Below are 21,802 nucleotides of genomic sequence, written 5' to 3' on the forward strand. Positions count from 1 at the left end.
GTGCGCGGGACGATGAATTTTCGCCGCACACATGTTGCGGCAAAATGATTCGGTTTTCGTCTTCCGCTGCAGGCGGAAGAACCGGAAAAAACCGGAGGTTTTTCCGGGCATTTTTCCCGGTCCTGTGGGATCTGGGGAAATCTGTTATTTAGTTCTTGACAAATCGTCGAGAATTAAATATAATACCAGATGCGTTCCAAAGACAGCAGGTGGCATGAGCCATAAATCCTGCCGAGGGCGGCAAACTTGATTTGCTATCCGTCCCTGTGTCTTTGCGCACAGGGACGGTTCCTTTTTTTGAACGCACCGACAATTTTCCTGGAGGTGAACACTAGAATGCCTAACGCAAAGGTCTTATCTGAAAAGCAGGCCATCGTGGCCGAGCTGACTGAGAAGATCCAGAAAGCTTCCGCCGGCGTGCTCGTGGATTACAAGGGCATCACCGTTGAGGAGGACACCGCGCTGCGCAGAGAGTGCCGGGAGAACGGCGTCGATTACGCCGTTGTCAAGAACACCCTGCTCCGCTTTGCCTTCAACAACACCGGCCTGAACGAGCTGGACGATCTGCTCAACGGCACCACGTCTCTGGCTCTGTGTGAGGAGGATGTAGTCGCTCCCGCCCGCGTCATGAGCGACTATGCCAAGAAGCTGAACGACAAGTTCGAGATCAAGGGCGGCTTTATGGACGGCAAGCCCGTCTCTCTGGAGACCATCCAGTCTCTGGCTTCCATCCCCGCTCTGCCCGTTCTGCGCGCCCAGTTCCTGGGTACTATGCTGGCTCCCATTACCGGTCTGGCTGTGGTCCTGAAGCAGATCGCCGAAAAGGGCGGCGAGCCCGTGGCTGTCGCTGCCGAGGAAGCTGCCCCCGCCGCTGAGTAATTGAGGCGGCAAGTTCTTACTTTTAAATTTTACAATTAGGAGGCTATTACAATGTCTGAGAAAGTTACCGCTATGATCGAAGAGATCAAGGGCCTGACCGTTCTGGAGCTGAGCGAGCTGGTGCACGCTCTGGAGGAGGAGTTCGGCGTGTCCGCCGCCGCTATGGCTGCTCCCGCTGCCGGCGCTGCCGCTCCCGCCGCTGAGGAGAAGACCTCCTTCGACGTGGTCCTGACCGGCTTCGACGCCGCTGCCAAGATCAAGGTCATTAAGGTTGTCCGCGAGATCACCGGCCAGGGCCTGGCCGAGGCCAAGGCTACTGTCGAGGGCGCTCCCAAGACCCTGAAGGAGGGTGCTTCCAAGGAGGACGCCGAGGCTCTGAAGGCTCAGCTGGAAGAGGCTGGCGCCAAGGTCGAGCTGAAGTAATCGAACTTCCATACTTGGGCTTCTGCCTTTTATCCTAGGCAGATTCTCCCTGGAATATTGACCCGATGATGAAATTGGGCCTGAGGTAATTTACGTTACCTTGGGCCCTTTTTTGTGCCCTGAAACAGAAGATATGGGTACTCAAGCCGTTTTCCGAAACAAATCAAAATAAAATCTCTTCACACCATCCTGTCAAAATTTGAGGGAGAATGCGGCAAGAATTGAAGGGAGAGACACAATACTGGAGAGAAATTCCCTGTCCAATGGACGTGGAATTTAACCCAAAAGCTCCCCATGCCCTTGGAAGGCATGGGGAGCTTTTGGGTTAAATTCATGCAGAACTCTGCGATAATCCTATAACTTTTATATACATTTGTAGATTCCACATTGTCGGTTTTGCATTTTCCACTCCCCCTAGAGAGCATTGCCCACTAACATTTATGACTTTGAGGCTGTATTCATTTAATAATATCTGTTGAATGTCTTGAACAGAAATCTCGCCGTCCGCGATCTCTTCATTCATAGCCGCCCGTTGAAGCACAATTCGGAGTTCCTCCGAAGAAAGAATTCTTTTCCGAATCATTGGCTCTGCGATGGTTGCAAATGCCGCAGAGACAGCAATTGTGGTTATCGTGCGGATAAAATGCGTCAAATCTCCCTCGGTATGAATCACAGAGGAGGGTCACTGGAGCGATAAAGAGACACCAGTCAGCTCCCGGATCTTAACAAGCTCCTGCTCCCTGATTTTCTCCAGATCATAATTCTTAGGACTGATTGGAATCCGATTGGGGTTAATCTTCTTTCGCTTTATGGCAAACGCTCCGCTATTTCTTTGGAGTATTTTTGACTATTTCTGTGACGGCCTTAATTTAACAATATATAGAAATGGAAAGAATGCTTGACGCGGCAGCCGTCAAAGGTATACATACAGCATCTGACTGATTTAAAACGGCACTTATTTCAGGAAGCAGACAAATCTGTCCAATCGCATTTCGGCCAGCAGTTCCGTTATCATAGATATAGAGGCCTTGCTCTCCGGTAAAACATCCATGCAGACCTTTTCTGCTTGAGTCTCGTCCCTCTTGCACAGTTCCATCCAAATCACACCCTTCCTCAAAATTTTTTCATGATACCACATTTGAGGAATGAGCGCAAGGGCTCGCCCATCTCAGCGGGAAAAGACAGCATTCAGGAATAAAGTGCAACACATTAAAGCGTGCGGCGAACTGGTTTGCATAGCCGATGAAGAATGAGTCCTTTTGAAGAAGAAGCACAGGACTATATGGATACGGCAAAAGGGTTAGCAGAGAGTATAAAGGAATAATCTGCTGACTGCTATTTAACAACTATTTGTAAAAAGGCCCGGAGGCATTGCATCGCAATGCCTCCGAGTCTTGCCTGCAAATACTGCAAAAATTGTGCAATCCCACTGAAACACTTGTGTCCCAATAGGTTTTCCTTTTCTGGAGTTGGCTCCCGGAGAATGCAGCTAATGAGGCAGCGACATTTTGGCCTATCTCATCAAAAAATATAAACTTGGGAAAACTTCTAGGACGCAGAGGGTTACCTACCCTAAGATTTTCTTCCAAAGACTCCGTTATTTTGATGCAAATGAAGGCATCAATCCGATAATGGTAGACTTTATCTATAAAAATTTCATGATATCTTTACACAATTTGCATGTTCCCAAAATGAAGTTGCGAAGCAGAGTTTTTCGTGATATACTGAAAAATACAAAAATTGCTAATATAACAGACACCTTGATGATAAACACCAACCTCAACAGCATATTCTTGGGGAGCTTTATCGGTTCTAAACGAGTGTGTTCCGAGAGAGGAAGGAAAGAGAGGTGTTCTTAGTGAAGAAAACAGAAAGGATACCTTTCAAAATGAGCAAACCTCAGCAGTTGTCGGAGAAATATACGAAGGAGATTTTCCAAGAGATCAAGTCCGGCATATATTCTCGGGCAGACCGTCTTCCCTCGGAACCAGATATCGCAAAGCACTTTGGCATCAGCCGGACCATGGTGAGGGACTGCCTTTCTACACTGGAACGGGAGGGATTTATCAGCCGTAAGCATGGGATTGGTACTATTATCAATCAGCATGTGTTGGATGTGAAGGTGCGGTTGGATCTGGAAGAGGAATTTCTGGATATGATTCGCTCCGCTGGCTATATACCTGGTGTGGCATTTGTCCGTAATGCGATGGGGAAAGCAGATGTTCGTACAGCGCAGAAGCTTGGAATTAAAGCGGGGGAGGATGTAGTAATCAGTGTCCGCCTAATTACAGCTGATGGTGCGCCAGCAATCTATTGCGTAGACCACATTGCGCGTCGGAGTATCGTCGCAAAAGAATATGACCTTTCGCTTTTGGACAGTCCTGTATTTGAGTTTGTGGAACAATATTGCGGCACAGAGATTTATATGGACCTATCTGAAATTAGTGCTGTGGCTGCGGATGCAGAGCGGGCCGATGTGTTTCAGATCCCACAGGGCTCTCCGCTTTTGTACATCGATGAACTGGGATACAATTTTGTGGGTCAACCCATTTTGTATTCTCAGGAGTATTACGCAAACGGCATCTTCAAGCACACAATTCTGCGAAAAAAAATATAAATACCCCAGAGTTTTGTGAGAGTTCGAGAAAATCGGCTCTCTTTTTTTTCGCAAAAGTGCATTGATTTGGTGGTGCCGCTTTGATACTATAAATGTATATCTATTTGTATTACAAATAGATACTACAAAAATGGGGGTGCTAAAATGGCAAAAGAAACACAGCTTGTAAACAGCGGTTCTTTTCTGGAAAAGAGATTCCATCTCAAGGAAAACCACACCAATGTGAGAACTGAGATCATTGCTGGATTGACTACGTTCTTGACCTGTACCTATATTTTGGCGGTAAATCCGGCGATTCTGTCCTCAACAGGAATGGATTCCAAGGCGGTACTATGGGCGACGGCTATCTCGGCAGCTATCGCCTGCATCGCAATGGGCCTTTTGACTAATTTTCCTTTTGCCTTAGCGCCTGCCATGGGACTCAACGCATATTTTGCCTACACAGTCTGCGGTACGCTGGGGCTGTCATGGCAAAATGCCCTGGCCTGTGTGTTTGTGGAAGGTGTTACCTTCAGTATCCTCAGCGTTGCAGGTGTACAGGAGCGCATTGTTAACGGCATTCCAGAGTGCGTTAAGCAGGCTATTTCTGCGGCTATCGGCTTTTTCATTGCATTCTCGGGGCTGCATAATTCTGGTATCATAGCCTATGACCCTGATAATTTGCTGTGCCTGGGCAATTTGCAGGATCCCGGTGTCATTCTGGCTCTATTGGGGATTCTCCTGACAGCGGGACTGGTTATTATGAGGGTCAAAGGCGCCATCCTCATAGGGATATTGGCTATTACCTTTGCAGGTATGCTTTTTGAAAACCCGGCTACAGGTGCTACCTATACCCAATGGCAGGGTCTGGTCTCTTTGGAAAACCCCATTGAGGCGCTAGCACCTACCTTTGGACAACTGACATTTGATGGCCTGTTTGGGGGCGGTGTGGCGGCTATCATTGGTGTTCTCTTTGCCATTTTTAGTTTTTTGTTTGTGGATATGTTCGACAGTATCGGCGTGCTGGTAGGTGTGGGAATCAAGGCTGGTTTTGTCAACGAAAAGGGTGAACTGCCCGGCGCGGGCAAAGCTCTGTTTGTGTCTGCAGCAGGGGCTGCAGTAGGAGCTGTGTTCGGCACCCAGACCGTCACGGTGTTTGGTGCAGAGAGTACCACAGGTATTGCTGAGGGCGGAAGAACAGGTCTTACTGCCATTACCACAGGGGTGTTCTTTCTGCTGTCGCTGCTCTTCACCCCGCTGTTTTTGATGATCCCCAGTATTGCCACCGCCCCGGCACTGGTTATGGTGGGTATCTTTATGATTGAGCCGCTGATGCATGTGGACTTGAGTGATACCAAGACTGCTTTCCCGGTATTCATCTGCGTGGCTTTTATGGCGTTTACCTTCAATATCGCCTATGGTATCCTCTTCGGACTGCTGGCTTACACTGGCGGACAGGTCTTTGCTGGCAATGCTAGAAAGCTCCCGATTTCCACTTGGATACTGACAGGCGTGTTCCTACTGTATCTGCTTTTGGAAATCTTTTTTAACTGAGGCCCGGCAGGACGATTCATCGGGAGTACATTTCAATCAAGTTTCCGAAAAACGGGCAGGGGCTTCCAATCCGATTGTGGGAGGGAGTCCTTTGCCCTAGAATTGGAGAAAAGCACATGGGGATCAAAAATAGCATTCCGCGTCTAGACGCTGTGGATAAGGTGACCGGCGCGGCAAAGTATACAGAGGATCTTATTCCTATTAATGCACTGGTGGGAAAGACTCTTCACAGCACCATTGCAAATGGAACAGTACGCGCTATTGATGTGGACGAGGCGTGGAAGATCCCGGGCGTAGTGGATATTTTAACTTGTTTTGATGTGCCGGACTGGGAGTATGCGACCTGTGGACATCCGCTTTCCCTGGATCCCGCACATACCGATGTGGCCAACAAGCGAATACTGACCAAACGAGTGCGCTACTATGGAGATGAGATTGCCGCAGTGGTAGCAGAAAGCGATCTGGCGGCTCAGAAGGCACTGGAGGCTATCCGGGTAGAGTACGAAGAACTGCCGCCGCTGCTGACACCGGAGGCTGCTGTGATCAGTGGGATTCCTCTGCATGAAAAATCCCCGGATAATCAGGGGGGGCGCATGGATTTTATCATTGATGAGAGCCAAAATGTCCGGTTTTATCAGGGAACGTTCTCCATGGATCCATGTATCGGCGGCTATGTCGATTTACGAGGAACAAAATTTCATGTACCGGCCCAGCAACATTGCCATATTGAAAACATCTGTTGCTTTGCCTATATGAGCGGGCGGAAAATTGTAGTGGTGTCGCCCAATCAGGCACCCCACACCCTACGCAAACATATTTCCGATGCTCTGGGTATCCCCACAGGCCGGATTCGTGTGGTCAAGCCCTATGTGGGCGGAGCATTCGGCAATAAGCAGGATATGTTCTATGAGCCGCTGGCGGCTTTATTCACCTTACGGCTGGGAGGACGGTGCGTGGCCTTTGTGATGAGCCGGGAGGAGACATTTGTCAATAGCCGGACTCGTCATGCCATGGACATCTGGGCGGCGGCCTGTGTGGATGATACGGGACGAATCACGCAGAAGGGCATTCGCCTGAATGCATACAGCGGCGCGTACGGTTCTAACGGCCACGCTGTGGCCGCCTATGCGGTGACTAACTATTTCCAGCTTTATCCTGCTTTGGGCAAGCAGGTGGGAGAGTCCGCTACGGTCTATACCAATATGCCCTCGGCGGGAGCTATGCGGGGCTATGGGATTCCACAGGTGGCCTTTGCGATGGAGTGCCAGATGGATGATCTGGCACTGAGGTATCATTTGGATCCTGTGGAATTTCGAAAAAAGAATATGATGGGCCTGCATTTCTTGGATCCCTTTGACCGGTTTCTCTGTGCCAGCAACGGTCTGGAACGGTGCATCGACCGTGGGTGTGAGTTGGTGGACTGGCAAGCGAAGCGTCAGGCGTATGATGCGTTCAACCATACATCGTCCAATCTCAAGAAAGGATTGGGCATGGCAGTGTTTGCCTATAAGACTGGGGTCTATCCCATACAATTGGAGACAGCTTCCTGTCGGATGCTGCTCAATGATGACGGCAGCCTACAGATACAGGTCTGTGCTACGGAGCTGGGACAGGGCTCCGATACTGTATTTGCCCAAATCGCCTCGGAGATTACCACAATTCCGGAAGAGAACGTGTATGTAGTCTCCTGCCAGGATACGGATGTTTCTCCCCATGATGCGGGGGCATACGCTTCTCGCCAGACTTATGTCTCCGGCAGTGCGGTGAAGCAGACAGCAGAGATACTTCGGAAGAAAATCCTGAACAGGGCTGCCTGTTTGTACGAAGCAGATTCCAAAGATCTTGCCCTTGATGGCGGACGGATTACAGGCCGTGATGGCGCAGTCCTGGGGACGGTGAGGGATGTGGCAGTCCGAATGCAGTACACCAACAGCACAAAGATAAACAGCGAACATCTGACGGCGGAATCCACCTACACCATGCGTCATAACGCATTTGCCTTCGGTGCAAGCTTTGTTGATTTAGAGGTGGATGTTCCTATCGGCAAGATTAAAATCAACCGCGTGATAGCGATTCACGACAGCGGCCAGATTCTCAATCCGGCGCTTGCTAGAGCTCAGGTTCACGGTGGTGTGGCTATGGGGATTGGATATGCTTTGACGGAGCAGATGCTTTTTGACCCCGAGACTGGTAAGATGCGAAACGACAACCTGTTGGACTATAAAATCCCGACAGCCATGGACATCCCACAGATTGATGTGGAGTTTGTGGAGACCTATGAGCCCTCCGCCCCCTTTGGGAACAAAGCATTGGGAGAGCCGCCCATGATCCCACAGGCACCGGCTATCCGGAACGCTGTGCTCCATGCCACGGGCGTGGCCGTCTATGAGCTGCCCCTGACACCGGAGCGGCTGATCCACGCCTTTATACAAGCTGGACTGATACAACCACTGTCGTGCGAGCATATAGCGGAGACATAAGCGGGAGGTATACGCTATGTATGATATTCGACAAGTTTATCAGCCAAAGGACCTGGGAGAGGCACTCTCACTTCTGGCAGAACATCCGGATGCCATTGTTATCTCCGGCGGAACGGATGTTTTAATCAAGGTTCGGGAGCGGAAGTGGAAAGACTGCTCTCTGCTGAGTATTCACCGCCTGCCGCAGCTTCAGGGTGTGCGCCGGGAGAAGGAAGAACTGGTGGTAGGGCCGGGTACCTGCTTTGACCAACTCCATGAAACTGGAGTGATTCGGGAGCACGCCTTTTGCTTGTGGCAGGCGGCTGACCAGGTGGGGAGCCCCCAGATTCGCACTGTGGCTACGCTGGGAGGGAATATCTGTAATGGCGCAGTCAGTGCTGACAGTGCGCCGCCGCTGCTGGTACTCAATGCTAGGCTGGAACTCACCGATATCAGCCAAACCAAGCGGCAACTGGATATCGGTGCGTTTTATACTGGTCCCGGACGCACGGCCTTGGACCGAAAAAGGGAACTGCTGACGGCGGTGCGGATTCCTATAATCCGGCCGGGATGCGGCAGCTATTACATCAAGTATGGAAAGCGCAATGCCCTGGAGATTTCCACTTTGGGTTGCGCGGCGTATGTGGAGCTAGATGCGGGGAAAAAGACCTTTCGGGAAGTGCGGATCGCTTTTGGTGTGGCGGCGCCAGTTCCCATGCGCTGTCCGGCAGTGGAAGCTCTGGTGAAAGGACTGCCTGTGGACCGACATACACTGCGCCTGCTTGGAGATGCAGTAGGGCGGGAATTGTTCCCAAGAGATAGCTGGAGGGCATCTCGAGAGCTACGGATGCAGTTGATTCGGGAATTGAGCCAGAGAGCTGTGGAAGGGGCGGTCAAACAAGCAGGAGGAATTTTGAATGAAAGTGATCCACATGATAGTCAACGGAACACCAGTGGAGCTGGCTGTCCGTGAGGATGAGTGCCTGACGGACACATTACGCCAGCGCCTTGGACTCACCAGTGTCAAAAAAGGTTGTGGGGTTGGGGAGTGCGGCGCATGCACGGTTCTTCTGGACGGAAAGGCAACTAATAGCTGCATCTATTTGACCTTGTGGGCAGATGGACGAGAAATTATCACAGTAGAGGGGCTGCGGGCAAAAAACGGTTGCTTGCACCCTGTACAGCAGGCGTTCGTGGACGAAGCTGCAGTACAGTGTGGTTTTTGTACTCCGGGATTCATTCTTACCGCAGTGGAAATCGTCAATTCCGGAAAGAAGTATACCCGGGACGAATTGCGTAAGTTAATCTCCGGTCATCTGTGCCGCTGCACCGGTTATGAAAATATTCTTAACGCCGTTGAGCGGGTAGTCGGTGTCAATGCAAAGTAAAATGGTGGGAATAATTCCTAATTATATCTCTGTCTACCTGTGTAAAATAGTGAACAGGTTGTGGTAACTAGTGACACGCCATTGGGGAGACATCTTGGCAGAGTAAGAAAACATCGAAATCACAGAAACACTTTTTGCGGGCCATGCGGAGCGCATACTGGCAGCGCATGTGCCGCACCAGTGATTGGGATTCCTTCTGGACCTGTACACTGTATTCCACTGTAGCCTGAGCACCATGAGTATTATCTGCTGGGAAAACATTAGCATCACTATTTATGGGATCAAGGAGGCTCTGCTGTCACCCATAACTGGCCTTATCCCCAAGAATTCACTTCTTTCTTCCCTTGCTGAAAGACGCTAGGCAGATGCTATAAAATATCTAGGGACCAAGTCTCTTCCCGGAGTTATCACGAAAGATTATGATGAGCTATCGGGGAGGCTGGGGCTAACGCAATGGAAATCCAACGAAAGGAAAAAGCCATGCGCACTTTTGAAGAAATTAAAGATACCATTGAGACGGGGCTTGGGAAGCACCCTTGTGATTTGAAATTACAGAATGTTCGACTGGTGAATGTATATTCATCGGAGATTTATAACACAGATATCTATATCAAAAACGGCCGGATTATCTCCATTTCACCAGAAGCAAATCTGGAGGCCCAGGAAGTAGTGGAGTGTTGCGGACAGTTCGCGGTGCCGGGGCTCATCGATACTCACATGCATTTCGAGTCAACTATGCTTTCACCAGAAGCTCTGGCTTCAGTGGTGGTGCCTCAAGGGACTACTACACTGTGCGCGGATCTTATGGAGATTGCAAACGTTGCAGGAGCGGATGGATTGAAGGCTATGCTGGATTCTATTTCCCGCCTGCCATACCGGATGCTTATTGAAGTTTCCTCACGAGTACCTACAGCGCCGGGCCTAGAGACTAACGGAGCCTATATGGGGGCCGAAGAGGTACGCGCTATTATGGACTGGCAGGAATCCATCAGTCTGGGCGAGCTGGATCCCTCTAAAATCCTGCTGGTGAAAGACGAATACATCGAAAAGATTGCGGATACCTTGGCGCGGAGAAAAATCGTAAACGGTCATGCCATCGGTCGCCTGGGGCAGGAACTCAATGTATATGCTTCTGCTGGGATCTCTGATGACCACGAGTGCGTTACCGAGGAGGAACTTCTCCAACGCCTACGGGTGGGTATGAGTGTGTTGGTTCGGGAGGGCAGCACCGAACGCAATTTGGATGCCCTCATCGGCGGTGTACTGAGAGAGAAGCTGCCTCTGGACAATCTGATGTTCTGTACAGATGATAAGCATGCTGGAGAGATCCAACGGGAGGGCCACATTAACTATAATGTTGCCCGGGCCATGGAATTGGGTGTGGGAGAAATAGACGCAGTGAAGCTGGCTACGCTCAACGCCGCCCGGCATTTCCGGCTGGAAGATGAGATCGGATCTATTACGCCGGGCCGCCTAGCGGATATTCTTTTGGTGGAGGATCTGCGGGAAATGAAGCCTAGCCAGGTGTATTTTGAGGGGCGCCTGGTAGCGAAAGATTGCAAGCTGATCCAGACATGTGAAGTTGGGGAATATCCTGAATGGTTGAAAAATACAGTAAAGCTGAAACAGCTGATTACGGAAAAGAGCTTTCGGGTCCCCGCTCGAACGGATCGTCCCCAGACGCAAGTTACAGTTATAGATCTGATTGACCGGCAGATTATCAATAAACGGCTAATCGCAACGTTGCCCTGCGTTAATGGGGAAATACTGGCAGATCCGGTACATGATATTTTAAAGCTGGCCATTGTAGAGCGCTACGGAAAAACTGGCGGTGTGGGAGTGGGATTTGTACGGGGCTTTGGCCTCCGGGAGGGGGCTATGGCCTACTCCATGTCCCACGATCACCATAATATCGTGGTAGTAGGTGTCAATGAGCTGGATATGGCACAGAGTGTTAAGGTGATTCAGGAAATGCAGGGCGGACTCTGTGTGGTCCGTAACGGCGAGGTGATGGCAAAAATGCGCTTACCCATCGGCGGATTGATGAGTGAGCAGGATGCTGGCACGGTTATGAGGGAATTGGACGGGCTAAATGCTGCGGCCCGAAGTCTGGGATGCCGCGGGAGTGCCCCTTTCATGACTTTGAGCTTTATCTCGCTTCCCACAGTGCCGGAACTTGGATTGACGGATATGGGGTTGGTGGATGTACTGGAACATCGACTGATCCCGGTGGAAATACCAGAAAAATAATTGGGGATTTCTGGCGGCGAGTTGAAGCAACACATGGTTCCGGAGGGGCTCTCTTGGCTGCGGGCCCCTCCATCTGACATCTAAAATATTCCTTGATAACTCGGATCATAGGCTCCATATTTCCTGTGCTTTGAAGCCTAAAACAAAGAAGGAGAATGGCGTTACTATTCTCCTTCTTCTAATTTTTGTGATGTATGGCGCGAACTCTTTTTTGGCGTAAAATTCTCTTACTTCCACAGTAAGGTCCAGACTTCTTGTGAGATACTCAGCATTGTCTGCTTTAAAATATACCGGATTACTTTCGATACTTTCTCAGGTATTTATTTTGATGGCTCTGGTAGCACGCTGGCCTGCAGGGACTGCAAAAGGATTTGTGACTATATGCTCAAAAACAGTTTAGGATTCCTTGTATTCAGCAATATCATCCAAATTGCAATGAAGAGCAGAACACAACTTATCCAAAGTTTTTGTTTCAATATTTTCATTTGCTCTAAGTCTGCGGATCGTTTTGCTGTCAATCCCGCATTTTTCTCTAAGCTGATACATAGAAATACCGCGGCTTTCCATAGTAGCCCACAGGCGATGAAAGATAATCATTTGCTTCACCTCTGTATTTATACAGTGTGGGGATTATAAACTTGCTTTTTAAGGGGATATAACCCTCATATTCTGCTTTAGAAATTAAGAAGTACGGCCCTATACACGAAATGAACGTAGTGGGAACTTTGATTGCCCGAGCTGTGAAATGGGGGGGCGGGAAGACCACATCCGAAAAATTCTGGGAATCAATATCACATGTAGGAAACCCTGTATGTTCGATCAGGATCTCATATAGCGGTCTTTTAATATTTTTACCAGAGGGACCTGTTCGGAAGGCGTAAAGATACGACTCACCACCCGCCCGATTGGATATTACCCCGCCTCCAGTGCGTATCGTGACTTGAAGGACTCATTCAGGTATCTGGCGGGGAGTATTTCATCAATGGTATCCTGGCGGATTTAGAAAAAGAACCAGGGGAAGCGGACGTGCAGGAGCGCAGAAGGAGCCAAAACCATGCCTTATCTCAAAACCGGTTCCGGGGAAAATTTGATAAGGAGTGAACCATAGGAAATGCGCTGTCAGAAATTATTTGAAAAGGGATGTATCGGTGGAGTAGAGATCCGCAACCGTGTCGCAATGACGGCTATGGGAAACGGATTGGCGTCCTGGGACGGCGAGGTATCGCTGGAACTGATCCGATTCTATGAGGATCGAGCAAGAGGCGGTTGCGGCCTGATTTTCACGGAATTTACTCGGATGGATGAAACCAGCGGCGCCTGCAATCCAAATCAGCTCTGTACCGCCACCCGTAAACATATACGTAGTACGGAGCGGGTCCGCTGTCACGGCGCTAGGATATTTGTTCAGCTCCACCACGGTGGCCGAGAGGCCCCGTCTGCGCTGAATGACGGGAAACAGCCTATGGCTCCTAGCGCCATCCTCAACTCGGCATGGCGCAGTTGAGGGGCAATGATATCTGCGTCATCGACAGCGGCAGCGGCAGGGAGACGGGGCGGAAGGCGCGCCGGATCTTGGACACCAACAGATGGCGCCTGTCCAACTACCGGAGGACTTTGAGGTGATCGCCCTCTCAGTTTCCTTAAAGGTGCAAGATTCTATCCCAATTGACTATGGCAGTGGACTGACAGAGCGTTGAGGGCACATTGTAGTCACCAGGTCGCGTCGAAAGACGCGGTCCGGTGACTTGTAGCATATACAGAAGGCTACCCCTCCAATGTAATGCCTTTATTGGGGTCAAGCTTTGCAATTTTGAAACCTGCTAAAATGCAAATCAGCGTAAAGATAGGAGTCATCCAGTTCTGGAATGCATACGAATTTGTGATTATATCAACTACGAGGACGATCTTTGGGTATGTTGTTCTTCATTCTGTACTGAAGACTTTCGGTGTGGGAGTAGATATAAAATTATTTTATCAGAGTATTCTGGATAAGGACATAACTAGTACGCAGGAGACTTATTACGACGGGGCACAGGCATTGTATGACCTGCGGGTCCTTTTGATCTGCGCGGTCCACGGATATTGTCTGGGCGGCTTGTGCTATCCTGCCGGGGCAGATATTTCTATCGCAGTGAAAGGTGGAGAAGTTATCAATAGCTCTGCCAATAGAAGGCGCCGGATGATCAAAGGAGCTTAGGCCCGGCTGATTTCGGCGGCTTTCTTTTTCTCGGAGTTCCCGTCATTTTGCGGTGTCAACCTGGCTCAAGAATAAAGGTGCTTCGAGACGGAAACACGGACATATCCGCTCTGATTTCAAAGATAATGCGGAGTGGAGCAAAGGATTGAAGACTTGGGGCCGTCATAACAAGGTAGCGCCTACAGTTCAAGGCTGTCCGGATGGGAATGGATCATCTGCCATGAGGAGTGAGCACATGAATTGAGAGATCATGAAAAATCAAATGCTTATATTAAACAAAAATTCAAGGGGAAAATTGTTGATATTGCGATCTTCCTTGACGGCAAAAAAACACGTAAACTATTGGTGTTGGAGTTCCCAACAAAATTGAAAAGCCTGCATATGCTCTCCATCTCTCAGCTGTGCGGGTGCCAAAAAGGAGGAAATACATACCGGTACGGCTCACGGTGCGGCAGTGTGGAGACCTGTTGTAAAGCGCGGCGCCCATCGCGGTACCGCGTGAGAACGCATCCGCGGAGGCGGAGCGGTCAGAGCCGGGAAAGATGGCAGGACTGTCTTTGGTAAATGTGAAGAAGATCTATCCCGCAACGAACGATCACAAGAAGTCCAAAAAGAAGCACGAGAGCGGCGAGGAGAAAAAGGCCCAGCTCCAGGTGACCAATGAGGGGGTTGTGGCTGTTCAGGAATTTAACTTGGATGTGGCGGACAAGGAGTTCATCGTGTTGGTCGGCCCCTCTGGTTGCGGCAAGTCGACCACTCTGCGAATGGTGGCGGGGCTGGAGGAGATCTCCAGCGGAGAACTGTACATTGATGGGAAGTTGATGAACGATGTAGCCCCTAAAGACCGGGACATCGCTATGGTGTTCCAGAACTACGCGCTCTATCCCCATATGACAGTGTATGAAAATATGGCGTTCCCACTGAAGCTGCGCAAGCGCCCTAAGAGCGAGATTGACAAAGCTGTGCGTGAGGCGGCGGAGATCCTAGACATTACGCAGTACCTGGACCGCAAGCCAAAAGCTTTATCCGGTGGGCAGCGGCAGCGTGTGGCGATTGGCCGCGCTATCGTACGGGAACCCAAGATCCTGCTGATGGACGAGCCTCTCAGCAACTTGGACGCCAAGCTGCGTAATCAGATGCGCGCAGAGATTATCAAACTGCGCCAGAAGATCAATACTACCTTCCTCTATGTCACCCATGATCAAACAGAGGCTATGACTCTGGGGGACCGGATCGTTATCATGAAGGATGGCTTCATCCAACAGATCGGTACGCCTCAGGAGGTTTTTGACCATCCTGCCAATCTGTTCGTGGCTGGCTTCATCGGTACGCCGCAGATGAATTTCTTTGATGCGGAGTTGGTTGGAAGGGGCGGCCATTATGCTGTCGTTTTGGATGGCATGACTGTAGAGCTGTCCGAGAACAAGCAACAACGTTTGGCTGCTAAGGGCGTGGCGGGGCAGCATGTCACACTAGGCGTTCGTCCGCAGCATATCTCCCTGCAGTGTGAGTCCGGCTCTGTCAAGGCCCGGATGGATGTATTTGAGATGATGGGCAGTGAGATCCACCTGCACGCCAATGTGAACGGTCGAGATATGGTCATCATTGTCCCTACCACAGATATTAACGGCAACTATTCCGATGCTTTCACCATTGGTAAGGAGATTGACTTCTCATTCAGCGGCAGTACGTGTCACCTGTTCGGCAACGACGGCAAGAACTTGGAATTCTGAGTCTTTCTCAATCTAAAGAATCTGAAGCCGGGCTCTCACGAAAGGGAGAACCCGGCTTTCTCTTTTGGGAAGAGTTGTATTCCATACGCCTCTGGTCTCGCCGCCTCCAAAGCAGTGGCGGAAAAATGGAGACAGTACAGGCTGGAGTGGTGTGTCTGTGCCGTGAGAGTGTCCGGCCTTTCACTGGACCGGTGGTCAGATAGGTGTTGACCTGCTCTTGGAACACATAGCGAACACCTTGTGAGGATAGCGGTCATAATGGCTACAATGAGTCTGCTTGCAAAGAACATCGGGATTGGGGCAATCACTAGGGTTCGAAGATAACAAGCAGAGCTGAAGCTGGTGGACAGGGACAGACAATTTGGAGAAATACCTTGCTGCTTATCTGAAAAGAAACCCAGTGTGGATTTCTTTGCTCGGGGCTTTCTGCGCCCAAGCTTGCTGCGGGCATTTGGAGAGGGCGTCTTTGTCGGCAATGACCGTAACATCCTGATGGAGCTGGAGAATGGAGGCTGGTATTCCGGGAGTCACCGGTCCAAAACAGCTGGCGTAAATGGCGTCGGCCTTATCGGCACCGCTGGCGATCAGAAGGATCTTTCTGGCTTGGGTAATGGCTTGCATCCCCATGGAGATGGCTTGCCGGGGAACGTCCTCCTCCCGCTCGAAGAAGCGGGTGTTCGCGGCGATGGTGCTTTCCGTCAGGTCAACCTGGTGAGTGTATTTGGAGAAGTGATCGTCCGGTTCGTTGAAACCGATATGGGCATTACGGCCAATCCCCAGAAGCTGCAGGTCGATACCGCCCAAATCCGCAATCAGACGGTCGTACCGGCGGCACTCCGCATCCGGATCCGCAGCCATGCCATCGGGAATATGGATATGGTCGGGAGCAATATTGATGTAGTCGAAGAAGTTCTTATGCATGAAGTAGTGATAGCTCTGCGTATTGTTTGCCGACAGCCCCCGGTACTCGTCCAGATTCACCGAGGTTGCCTCCGCAAAGTCCAGATCTCCTTTTTCGTACCAGAGAATCAACTGGCGGTAGACCCCCAGCGGTGAGGAACCCGTAGCCAGGCCCAGCACACTCTCCGGCTTCAGAATAACTTGGGCGGAGATGATGTTGGCGGCCTTGCGACTCAAGTCACTGTAGTCTTTCGCACAAATAATCTTCAATGAAATCCCTCCTGTCGTATGTCACAGACTATTTCCGGCAGCTGCTATGTTGCCGATGCAGCTATGCCGATGTGCTCCTCCAATGCGAAGTATCCCCGATTCACTAGAATCAGCACCCTAGCACCGGATTGTACCTGAGATGAACTGGGATACGCCCGTTCTACACGGGATCGGAAATGCTTGAGAATGACAGCCTCCGCTCGAAACAGGCCGTCAGAATAAGACTCGATGTTGGATCTTCGTATACAGGGGGATTCTGTTATATTCTTCCTTCGGCAGTGTCCAAATAGTATCAGCCAGCAGTTCCGAAGTGACACTCTCCCTGGCCGCATAAAAGATACGTCATCTATTTCCTTGTGAAGATAGCGGCTGCCAAGGGTGCAACAGCGATTCTCTTCCTGCATGGTAAAGAGGTGGGAATGTCACCTTGCTCAAAAAACGAATGAATAGAAATAGGGGTGCGGCCTACGCCATTTTGGCATAGACTTGCGGGCTTCAGCGTTTTGGAGAAGGTCAACCGTCGGCCTTTATTGATCAATTGACCAGAGGCCCGAATAGCCGAACCGTAAGTCGGGCCCACAGGTAGCCCGCTGCTGCTGGCCACAAGAAAGACCACACGAAAATCAGCAGCCAGAACCACCGGGGAGAGAAGAACAGCACTACAGCAGGGATGACCAGCACTGCCAAAATTGCCAGAGACCGGGGCAGCCGCCCAATGCCTTGGACTAGGGCCGCCTTCCACAGCTGCAGGAAGCGAAGGGAGGGATTGGCGTTGATTACCGGCGGCAGGAAGGCCGAGGCCATCAGCAGGCAGAACACCAGAAACAACACGCCTCCCCAGAAGAAGAGCTGGACAGAAGGGGGCAGACTGCCGATGGCCTGGAAGTCCAGATAGAACAGATACGCCAAAGCCAGGATGGCCACCCAACATTTCGTGGCGGGCTTGAAGAGCTGCCGGAAGTGGGAAAAGTACCCCCGGATATGCATCGGGGCACCGGCCACCATGTCTACCATGGAGCTATATAGCGCGCACCAGGAGGCCCCGGCGGTGACCACTGGCAGGGAGCAGAGCAGAGTGAGGATGCTGAGGACGAAGAAGTCCAGCAGGGTGGACAGGGCGGACATCACAGGGGAGTCCAGATCAAACAGGTGGCGCACAGGCGTTTTCTCCTTTCTGTAGGGCTTCCAGCTGGCGCTTGTAGATCAGCAGGAAAACGATATGGATGACCAAGGTTAGCGTCCAGGAGACGGGATAGGACCAGTACAGGCTCTCGATGGTCCCCACAGCTTTGAAGATGGTATACAGCCAGATGACCCGCAGTCCACAGGCACCGATCAGTGTGGTGACGGTGGGGTTGATGGTTTTGCCCAAGCCGCGGATGGAGCCGCAGGCGGTTTCCATCATGCCGCCTATCCACTGGAACTGACTGATAGCCAGGACCCGGGTCACACCGGCGGCCATCACGGCCTCATAGGCGTCATCCGCGGGCTTGACGTAGATGCCCAGCAGCTGGGTCTGGAAGAGCCGCAGCAGCACGCACATCACCAGGCCCAGGCCCACCGTCAGTCCCATGCAGATCCAAAAGACCTGGACCGCCTGCCGAGGCCGTTTGGCCCCCAGGCTCTGGCTGGTGAAGGTGATAGTAGCCTGATAGAAGGTGTTCTGGGCGGTGTGGATAAAGTTCTCCAGCCCGGAGGCGGCGGAGTTCCCTGCGATGACGGCGGAGCCGAAAGAGTTTACGGCAGACTGGATCATCACGTTGGCGATGGAGAAGATGATGCCCTGGATGCCGGCGGAGAGGCCGATCTTCAACATGAGCGCGGCTTTGTCGGGGTAGAGGCGGATCTTCCGCAGGTCCAGACGGCATATGGAATTGATCGTGCACAGCCGGATGATCACCAGAACGGCGGAGAGCAGCTGAGAGACGGAGGTGGCGATAGCCACACCTGCCACACCCAGATGAAAGACAATAACGAATAGCAGGTTCAGTCCCACGTTCATCGCACCGGAAACGATCATGAAGATTAGGGGATACAATGTGTCCCCCACTGCCCGCAGGATGGCACTGCCGAAGTTATAGGCTACCAGGGCGGGGATGCCAAGAAAGTAGATCTTCAAATAAAGAGAGGAGAGCGGCAGCACATCCATTGGAGCCCCGGCCAGCTCCAGCAGCGGTGTGGAGAAAAGAATCCCCACGACACCGGCCATCAGCCCCAGGATCACGCTGAGGACGGCGGAGCAGTGGACCGTCTGGGAGATGGCCTCCTGATCCCCGGCACCGTAGTACCGGGCGGTGAGATAGTTGGTGCCGATGGATACGCCGTTGAACAGCGTCACCAGCAAAAAGATAATAGAGGTAGTGGCCCCTACTGCTGCCAGAGAAGTGCTGCCGGCATAGCGGCCTACCACTACGGAATCCGCCGTGTTATAGGCCAGCTGCAAGAGGCCGGTGAGCATCAGGGGGATTGAAAAGCGTAAGATGGGGCGGAAAAGCGGTGACTGATCCGGCTGACTGTATGTGATTTGTTTCAAAATGTTTCCTCCCTTTGGGAGAAGTCCCCTCAGAATTGATTTATCATCTGCAAGTATTGCAGAAAGAAAAATAAATGTCAAGAGAGAGGCTGATCTTGAAAAAAAGCACGGAAAACTGCACAGATAAAATTTGCGTAAAATTTTCGATAACAGTGGACTGCTTTTTTGAGGAAATCGGTTGAACATGGAATAAACCAAAAATGTTTCAGAAATATATTTCGGAAACGGAGATAAAAAACTGGGAGATTCGTAATATTGACAGGCTTTTGAGGAAAAGTTATAATCTTTTTACAGGAAAAAAACAGATAAAAAACAAAACCAATCACAGGATAGTACTAGCAAAAAAATTTGTTTCAGAAATAAAATGTGAGGAAGGGCTCTATGAAGATCACCGTCCGGAAAATCGCGGAGGAAGCCGGTGTGTCACCGGCCTCCGTCTCTCGCTATATTAACGGATCTGAGGACGTCAGCTCTGAGATTGCCAGCAAGGTGGAGAGCGCCCTGTTCTCCTTGGGCGGAAGTCCGGTGGTCCGGCGGCCCCGCAAGCAGATCATCCTGATCCTGCTAACCCATCTGCGGTTTGACTTCTACGGGCGCACCTTGGCGGAGCTGCTGGAGCAGGAGCCGCAGAGCGAATACACCTTCATGCTGCTGCGCTATAACCCCCAGTCGCCGGAGACAGTGCGGAACTTCGTGAGCCGGATGCATCCCGTTGGCGTGATCTACTTTGAGGAGGAGATCGACAGCGGCATCCTGCAGTATCTCCAAAGCTGCGGCCTGCGGACGGTGATGTGCGGCGGCGTGGCCCTGGACCACCAGTCCGACCGAGTCCATGTAAATGACATCGCCGCCGCCTATGAGGGTACCAATTACCTGCTGGATCTGGGCCACCGGGAGATTCTCTTCCTCTCGGACGACGAGCAGAAGATCGGCGCTGGGTTCCAGCGGATCACCGGCAGCCGCAAGGCGATGGAGGAGCGGGGACTGGAATTCCCGGAGTCCCTGGTACTCCGGGGCGGCGTCACCTTCGAGGCCGGCTACCAAGCCATGGCCACAGCCCTGCGGGAGAAAAAGCAATTCACCGCGGCATTCGCCTTCAGCGATGAGCTGGCGGTGGGCGTCATGGCGGCCCTGTACGACGCGGGGCTGCGGGTGCCTGAGGATATATCGGTCCTGGGCTATGACGACCTGACCATCGCAACCCGGATCCGTCCGGCGCTGACCACCATCCATCAACCCATCGATGTGTTCATCGAGAAATCTCTAGAGTTGTTCCGCCAGCCGCCGAAGTCGATCCACTCGGAGATTCTGCTGCCTCACTCCATTGTGGAGCGGCAGAGCTGCCGCCGGCTCAGCGATCCGGTGCCAAAATCTGTTTGATCCCTCGGAATGGGGTGTTTAAGGAAACGAATCAACAAAAGGAGAATCGGTATGAAAAAGAAGATTACAGCATTGCTCCTGGCACTGACGCTGCTCCTTTCCGCAACAGCTCTCACCGGTTGCGGCGGCAGCGGCGAAAGCTCCGACGGTCCCGTCAGCCTGACCCTGTCCCTGTGGGATGAGGCCCAGCTGCCGGTGATCCAGGAAAATGTGGACGCTTTTAACGCTGCTCACGAGGGAGAGATCAAAGTCAACATCGAGCAGATCCCCTGGGACACCTACTGGACCAAGCTGGATGCCTCTCTGGAGACCAATGAGGCCCCGGATGTGTTCTGGATGAACACCTACGTCCAGAAATATGTGGACGCCGGGGTTCTGGAGCCTCTGGACAGCTACATTGAGGGCGAGAGCTTTGATATGAGCGTCTATGCCGAAGGGCGTGTGAACGCCTACAATGTGAACGGCCAGCAGTACGCCCTGCCCAAGGGGCTGGATGCTGTGGCGGTGGCCCTGAACACCGAGCTGTTTGACCGCTACGGTGTGGAGCTGCCCCAGGAGGGCTGGACCTGGGATGACATGCGGGACATCGCCACCCAGCTGCGGGACGCCATCGCGGCCGCCGGAGGCAGCGAGTACCCCATCGTCATGGAGCTGGACGCCCAGCCGTCCTGGATGAACTTCCTGTATCAGAACGGCGGCAACTACCTCAGCGATGACGGCAAGACATGCGGCATCGCCCTGCCGGAGTCCAAGGACGCCATCCAACAGGTAGTGGACCTGATGAACGATGAGCAGATGGCTCCCTACTCCGTGCTGACGGAGACCAAGGGCACCGACCTCTTCATCTCCGGCCAGGCGGCCATCGTCTTCATCGGCTCCTGGAAGTCCGGCGTGCTGGAGGACAGCTCTCTGGCGGCAGACGGCAATGTCCAGCTGATCCAGATGCCCTCCATGGCTGTGGACAACAAGACCAACATGGGCGGTCTGGGCTATGTTATGTCTGCCAACTGCGAGAACAAGGAAGCCGCCTGGGAGTTGATGAAGTACATCACCGGCGAAGAGGCCATGAGCCACGAGGCGGAAGAGGGCATCGACATCCCGGCGTACCTGTCCGCACAGGAGGGGTATGTGGCCAACTTTAAAAATATCAACGCGCAGGTATTTATGGACGCATCCGCCAACGGCTTTGCCTATCCCTCCAACGGCAATTTTGACTGGACCACCATCGTGGATGACGCCA

18 protein-coding genes and 1 other annotated feature are annotated in these 21,802 nt (G+C 51.8%); of the genes, 13 read left to right on the forward strand and 5 right to left on the reverse strand.

Annotated features, from left to right (window positions below; all coding sequences use genetic code 11):
* The first annotated feature begins 178 nt into the window (after positions 1-178).
* Positions 179-303: a sequence feature (ribosomal protein L10 leader region), on the forward strand.
* A 33-nt stretch (positions 304-336) separates the two neighbouring features.
* Positions 337-879, forward strand: a complete 543-nt coding sequence (gene rplJ, locus OCV80_RS00225) for a 50S ribosomal protein L10 (RefSeq protein WP_021747849.1) — start codon at positions 337-339, stop codon at positions 877-879.
* Positions 880-930: 51 nt separating this feature from the next.
* On the forward strand, positions 931-1,302 hold the full coding sequence (gene rplL, locus OCV80_RS00230) for a 50S ribosomal protein L7/L12 (protein ID WP_021747848.1): 372 nt from the start codon (positions 931-933) through the stop codon (positions 1,300-1,302).
* A 331-nt stretch (positions 1,303-1,633) separates the two neighbouring features.
* Here rplL and OCV80_RS00235 read toward each other — a convergent pair whose 3' ends face one another.
* Positions 1,634-1,975 (reverse strand): hypothetical protein, encoded by a 342-nt coding sequence (locus OCV80_RS00235; RefSeq protein ID WP_158629827.1) that lies wholly within the window; start codon positions 1,973-1,975, stop codon positions 1,634-1,636.
* Positions 1,976-3,151: 1,176 nt separating this feature from the next.
* Here OCV80_RS00235 and OCV80_RS00240 point away from each other — a divergent pair.
* The 6 genes from OCV80_RS00240 to ade all read left to right on the forward strand — a co-directional run bounded on the left by OCV80_RS00240 (position 3,152) and on the right by ade (position 11,549).
* The gene (locus OCV80_RS00240; protein WP_249390720.1) at positions 3,152-3,919 is read left to right on the forward strand and encodes a GntR family transcriptional regulator; all 768 of its coding nucleotides are present in this window, start codon (positions 3,152-3,154) and stop codon (positions 3,917-3,919) included.
* Positions 3,920-4,063: 144 nt separating this feature from the next.
* Positions 4,064-5,452 (forward strand): NCS2 family permease, encoded by a 1,389-nt coding sequence (locus tag OCV80_RS00245; RefSeq protein WP_249390721.1) that lies wholly within the window; start codon positions 4,064-4,066, stop codon positions 5,450-5,452.
* 116 nt (positions 5,453-5,568) lie between these two features.
* Positions 5,569-7,932: a xanthine dehydrogenase subunit XdhA gene (gene xdhA, locus OCV80_RS00250; protein ID WP_119310835.1), complete on the forward strand. Its 2,364-nt coding sequence runs from the start codon at positions 5,569-5,571 to the stop codon at positions 7,930-7,932.
* Positions 7,933-7,948: 16 nt separating this feature from the next.
* Positions 7,949-8,884: a xanthine dehydrogenase subunit XdhB gene (xdhB, locus tag OCV80_RS00255; protein ID WP_025543848.1), complete on the forward strand. Its 936-nt coding sequence runs from the start codon at positions 7,949-7,951 to the stop codon at positions 8,882-8,884.
* A complete protein-coding gene (gene xdhC, locus OCV80_RS00260) occupies positions 8,829-9,299 on the forward strand; it encodes a xanthine dehydrogenase subunit XdhC (protein WP_025543849.1) in 471 nt (156 codons plus the stop codon). Before xdhB ends, xdhC begins: the two co-directional genes overlap by 56 nt.
* Positions 9,300-9,752: 453 nt before the next feature.
* On the forward strand, positions 9,753-11,549 hold the full coding sequence (gene ade, locus OCV80_RS00265) for an adenine deaminase (protein WP_333635542.1): 1,797 nt from the start codon (positions 9,753-9,755) through the stop codon (positions 11,547-11,549).
* Positions 11,550-11,945: 396 nt separating this feature from the next.
* Here ade and OCV80_RS00270 read toward each other — a convergent pair whose 3' ends face one another.
* Positions 11,946-12,146: a helix-turn-helix domain-containing protein gene (locus tag OCV80_RS00270; RefSeq protein WP_081692058.1), complete on the reverse strand. Its 201-nt coding sequence runs from the start codon at positions 12,144-12,146 to the stop codon at positions 11,946-11,948.
* A gap of 514 nt (positions 12,147-12,660) precedes the next feature.
* On the opposite strand from OCV80_RS00270, the gene OCV80_RS16480 reads away from it, so the two are divergent.
* The 3 genes from OCV80_RS16480 to OCV80_RS00275 all read left to right on the forward strand — a co-directional run bounded on the left by OCV80_RS16480 (position 12,661) and on the right by OCV80_RS00275 (position 15,479).
* Positions 12,661-13,053, forward strand: a complete 393-nt coding sequence (locus tag OCV80_RS16480) for an oxidoreductase (protein ID WP_353866947.1) — start codon at positions 12,661-12,663, stop codon at positions 13,051-13,053.
* Between the two features lie 321 nt (positions 13,054-13,374).
* On the forward strand, positions 13,375-13,746 hold the full coding sequence (locus OCV80_RS16485) for an enoyl-CoA hydratase-related protein (protein ID WP_160117410.1): 372 nt from the start codon (positions 13,375-13,377) through the stop codon (positions 13,744-13,746).
* Between the two features lie 542 nt (positions 13,747-14,288).
* Positions 14,289-15,479, forward strand: a complete 1,191-nt coding sequence (locus OCV80_RS00275; RefSeq protein WP_136891662.1) for an ABC transporter ATP-binding protein — start codon at positions 14,289-14,291, stop codon at positions 15,477-15,479.
* Positions 15,480-15,860: 381 nt separating this feature from the next.
* Here OCV80_RS00275 and nagB read toward each other — a convergent pair whose 3' ends face one another.
* The 3 genes from nagB to OCV80_RS00290 all read right to left on the reverse strand — a co-directional run bounded on the left by nagB (position 15,861) and on the right by OCV80_RS00290 (position 19,182).
* Complete coding sequence (gene nagB, locus OCV80_RS00280) at positions 15,861-16,649, reverse strand: glucosamine-6-phosphate deaminase (RefSeq protein ID WP_025544637.1); 789 nt, start codon at positions 16,647-16,649, stop codon at positions 15,861-15,863.
* A gap of 534 nt (positions 16,650-17,183) precedes the next feature.
* Positions 17,184-17,807, reverse strand: a complete 624-nt coding sequence (locus OCV80_RS00285; protein ID WP_267288137.1) for a DUF624 domain-containing protein — start codon at positions 17,805-17,807, stop codon at positions 17,184-17,186.
* A complete protein-coding gene (locus tag OCV80_RS00290) occupies positions 17,791-19,182 on the reverse strand; it encodes an MATE family efflux transporter (RefSeq protein WP_267288138.1) in 1,392 nt (463 codons plus the stop codon). Before OCV80_RS00290 ends, OCV80_RS00285 begins: the two co-directional genes overlap by 17 nt.
* Positions 19,183-19,563: 381 nt before the next feature.
* Between OCV80_RS00290 and OCV80_RS00295 the strand changes: the two genes are divergently transcribed.
* Both OCV80_RS00295 and OCV80_RS00300 read left to right on the forward strand, forming a co-directional pair.
* Complete coding sequence (locus OCV80_RS00295) at positions 19,564-20,562, forward strand: LacI family DNA-binding transcriptional regulator (RefSeq protein ID WP_025544633.1); 999 nt, start codon at positions 19,564-19,566, stop codon at positions 20,560-20,562.
* A gap of 51 nt (positions 20,563-20,613) precedes the next feature.
* Positions 20,614-21,802, forward strand: a 1,189-nt coding sequence (locus OCV80_RS00300) for an ABC transporter substrate-binding protein (protein WP_267288139.1), incomplete at its 3' end; no start/stop codon positions are given.

It is taken from the genome of Oscillibacter acetigenes, from assembly GCF_025567605.1.
Lineage (GTDB): Bacteria > Bacillota > Clostridia > Oscillospirales > Oscillospiraceae > Oscillibacter > Oscillibacter welbionis.

What these genes read in the sequence shown, in the direction of transcription:
- xdhB (WP_025543848.1), top strand. Translation starts at nt 7,949, where the DNA reads ATGTATGATATTCGACAAGTTTATCAGCCAAAGGACCTGGGAGAGGCA.
- OCV80_RS16485 (WP_160117410.1), top strand. Translation starts at nt 13,375, where the DNA reads ATGCAAATCAGCGTAAAGATAGGAGTCATCCAGTTCTGGAATGCATAC.
- rplL (WP_021747848.1), top strand. Translation starts at nt 931, where the DNA reads ATGTCTGAGAAAGTTACCGCTATGATCGAAGAGATCAAGGGCCTGACC.
- OCV80_RS00275 (WP_136891662.1), top strand. Translation starts at nt 14,289, where the DNA reads ATGGCAGGACTGTCTTTGGTAAATGTGAAGAAGATCTATCCCGCAACG.
- OCV80_RS16480 (WP_353866947.1), top strand. Translation starts at nt 12,661, where the DNA reads ATGCGCTGTCAGAAATTATTTGAAAAGGGATGTATCGGTGGAGTAGAG.
- xdhC (WP_025543849.1), top strand. Translation starts at nt 8,829, where the DNA reads ATGAAAGTGATCCACATGATAGTCAACGGAACACCAGTGGAGCTGGCT.
- ade (WP_333635542.1), top strand. Translation starts at nt 9,753, where the DNA reads ATGGAAATCCAACGAAAGGAAAAAGCCATGCGCACTTTTGAAGAAATT.
- xdhA (WP_119310835.1), top strand. Translation starts at nt 5,569, where the DNA reads ATGGGGATCAAAAATAGCATTCCGCGTCTAGACGCTGTGGATAAGGTG.
- OCV80_RS00245 (WP_249390721.1), top strand. Translation starts at nt 4,064, where the DNA reads ATGGCAAAAGAAACACAGCTTGTAAACAGCGGTTCTTTTCTGGAAAAG.
- rplJ (WP_021747849.1), top strand. Translation starts at nt 337, where the DNA reads ATGCCTAACGCAAAGGTCTTATCTGAAAAGCAGGCCATCGTGGCCGAG.
- OCV80_RS00270 (WP_081692058.1), bottom strand. Translation starts at nt 12,146, where the DNA reads ATGATTATCTTTCATCGCCTGTGGGCTACTATGGAAAGCCGCGGTATT.
- OCV80_RS00295 (WP_025544633.1), top strand. Translation starts at nt 19,564, where the DNA reads ATGAAGATCACCGTCCGGAAAATCGCGGAGGAAGCCGGTGTGTCACCG.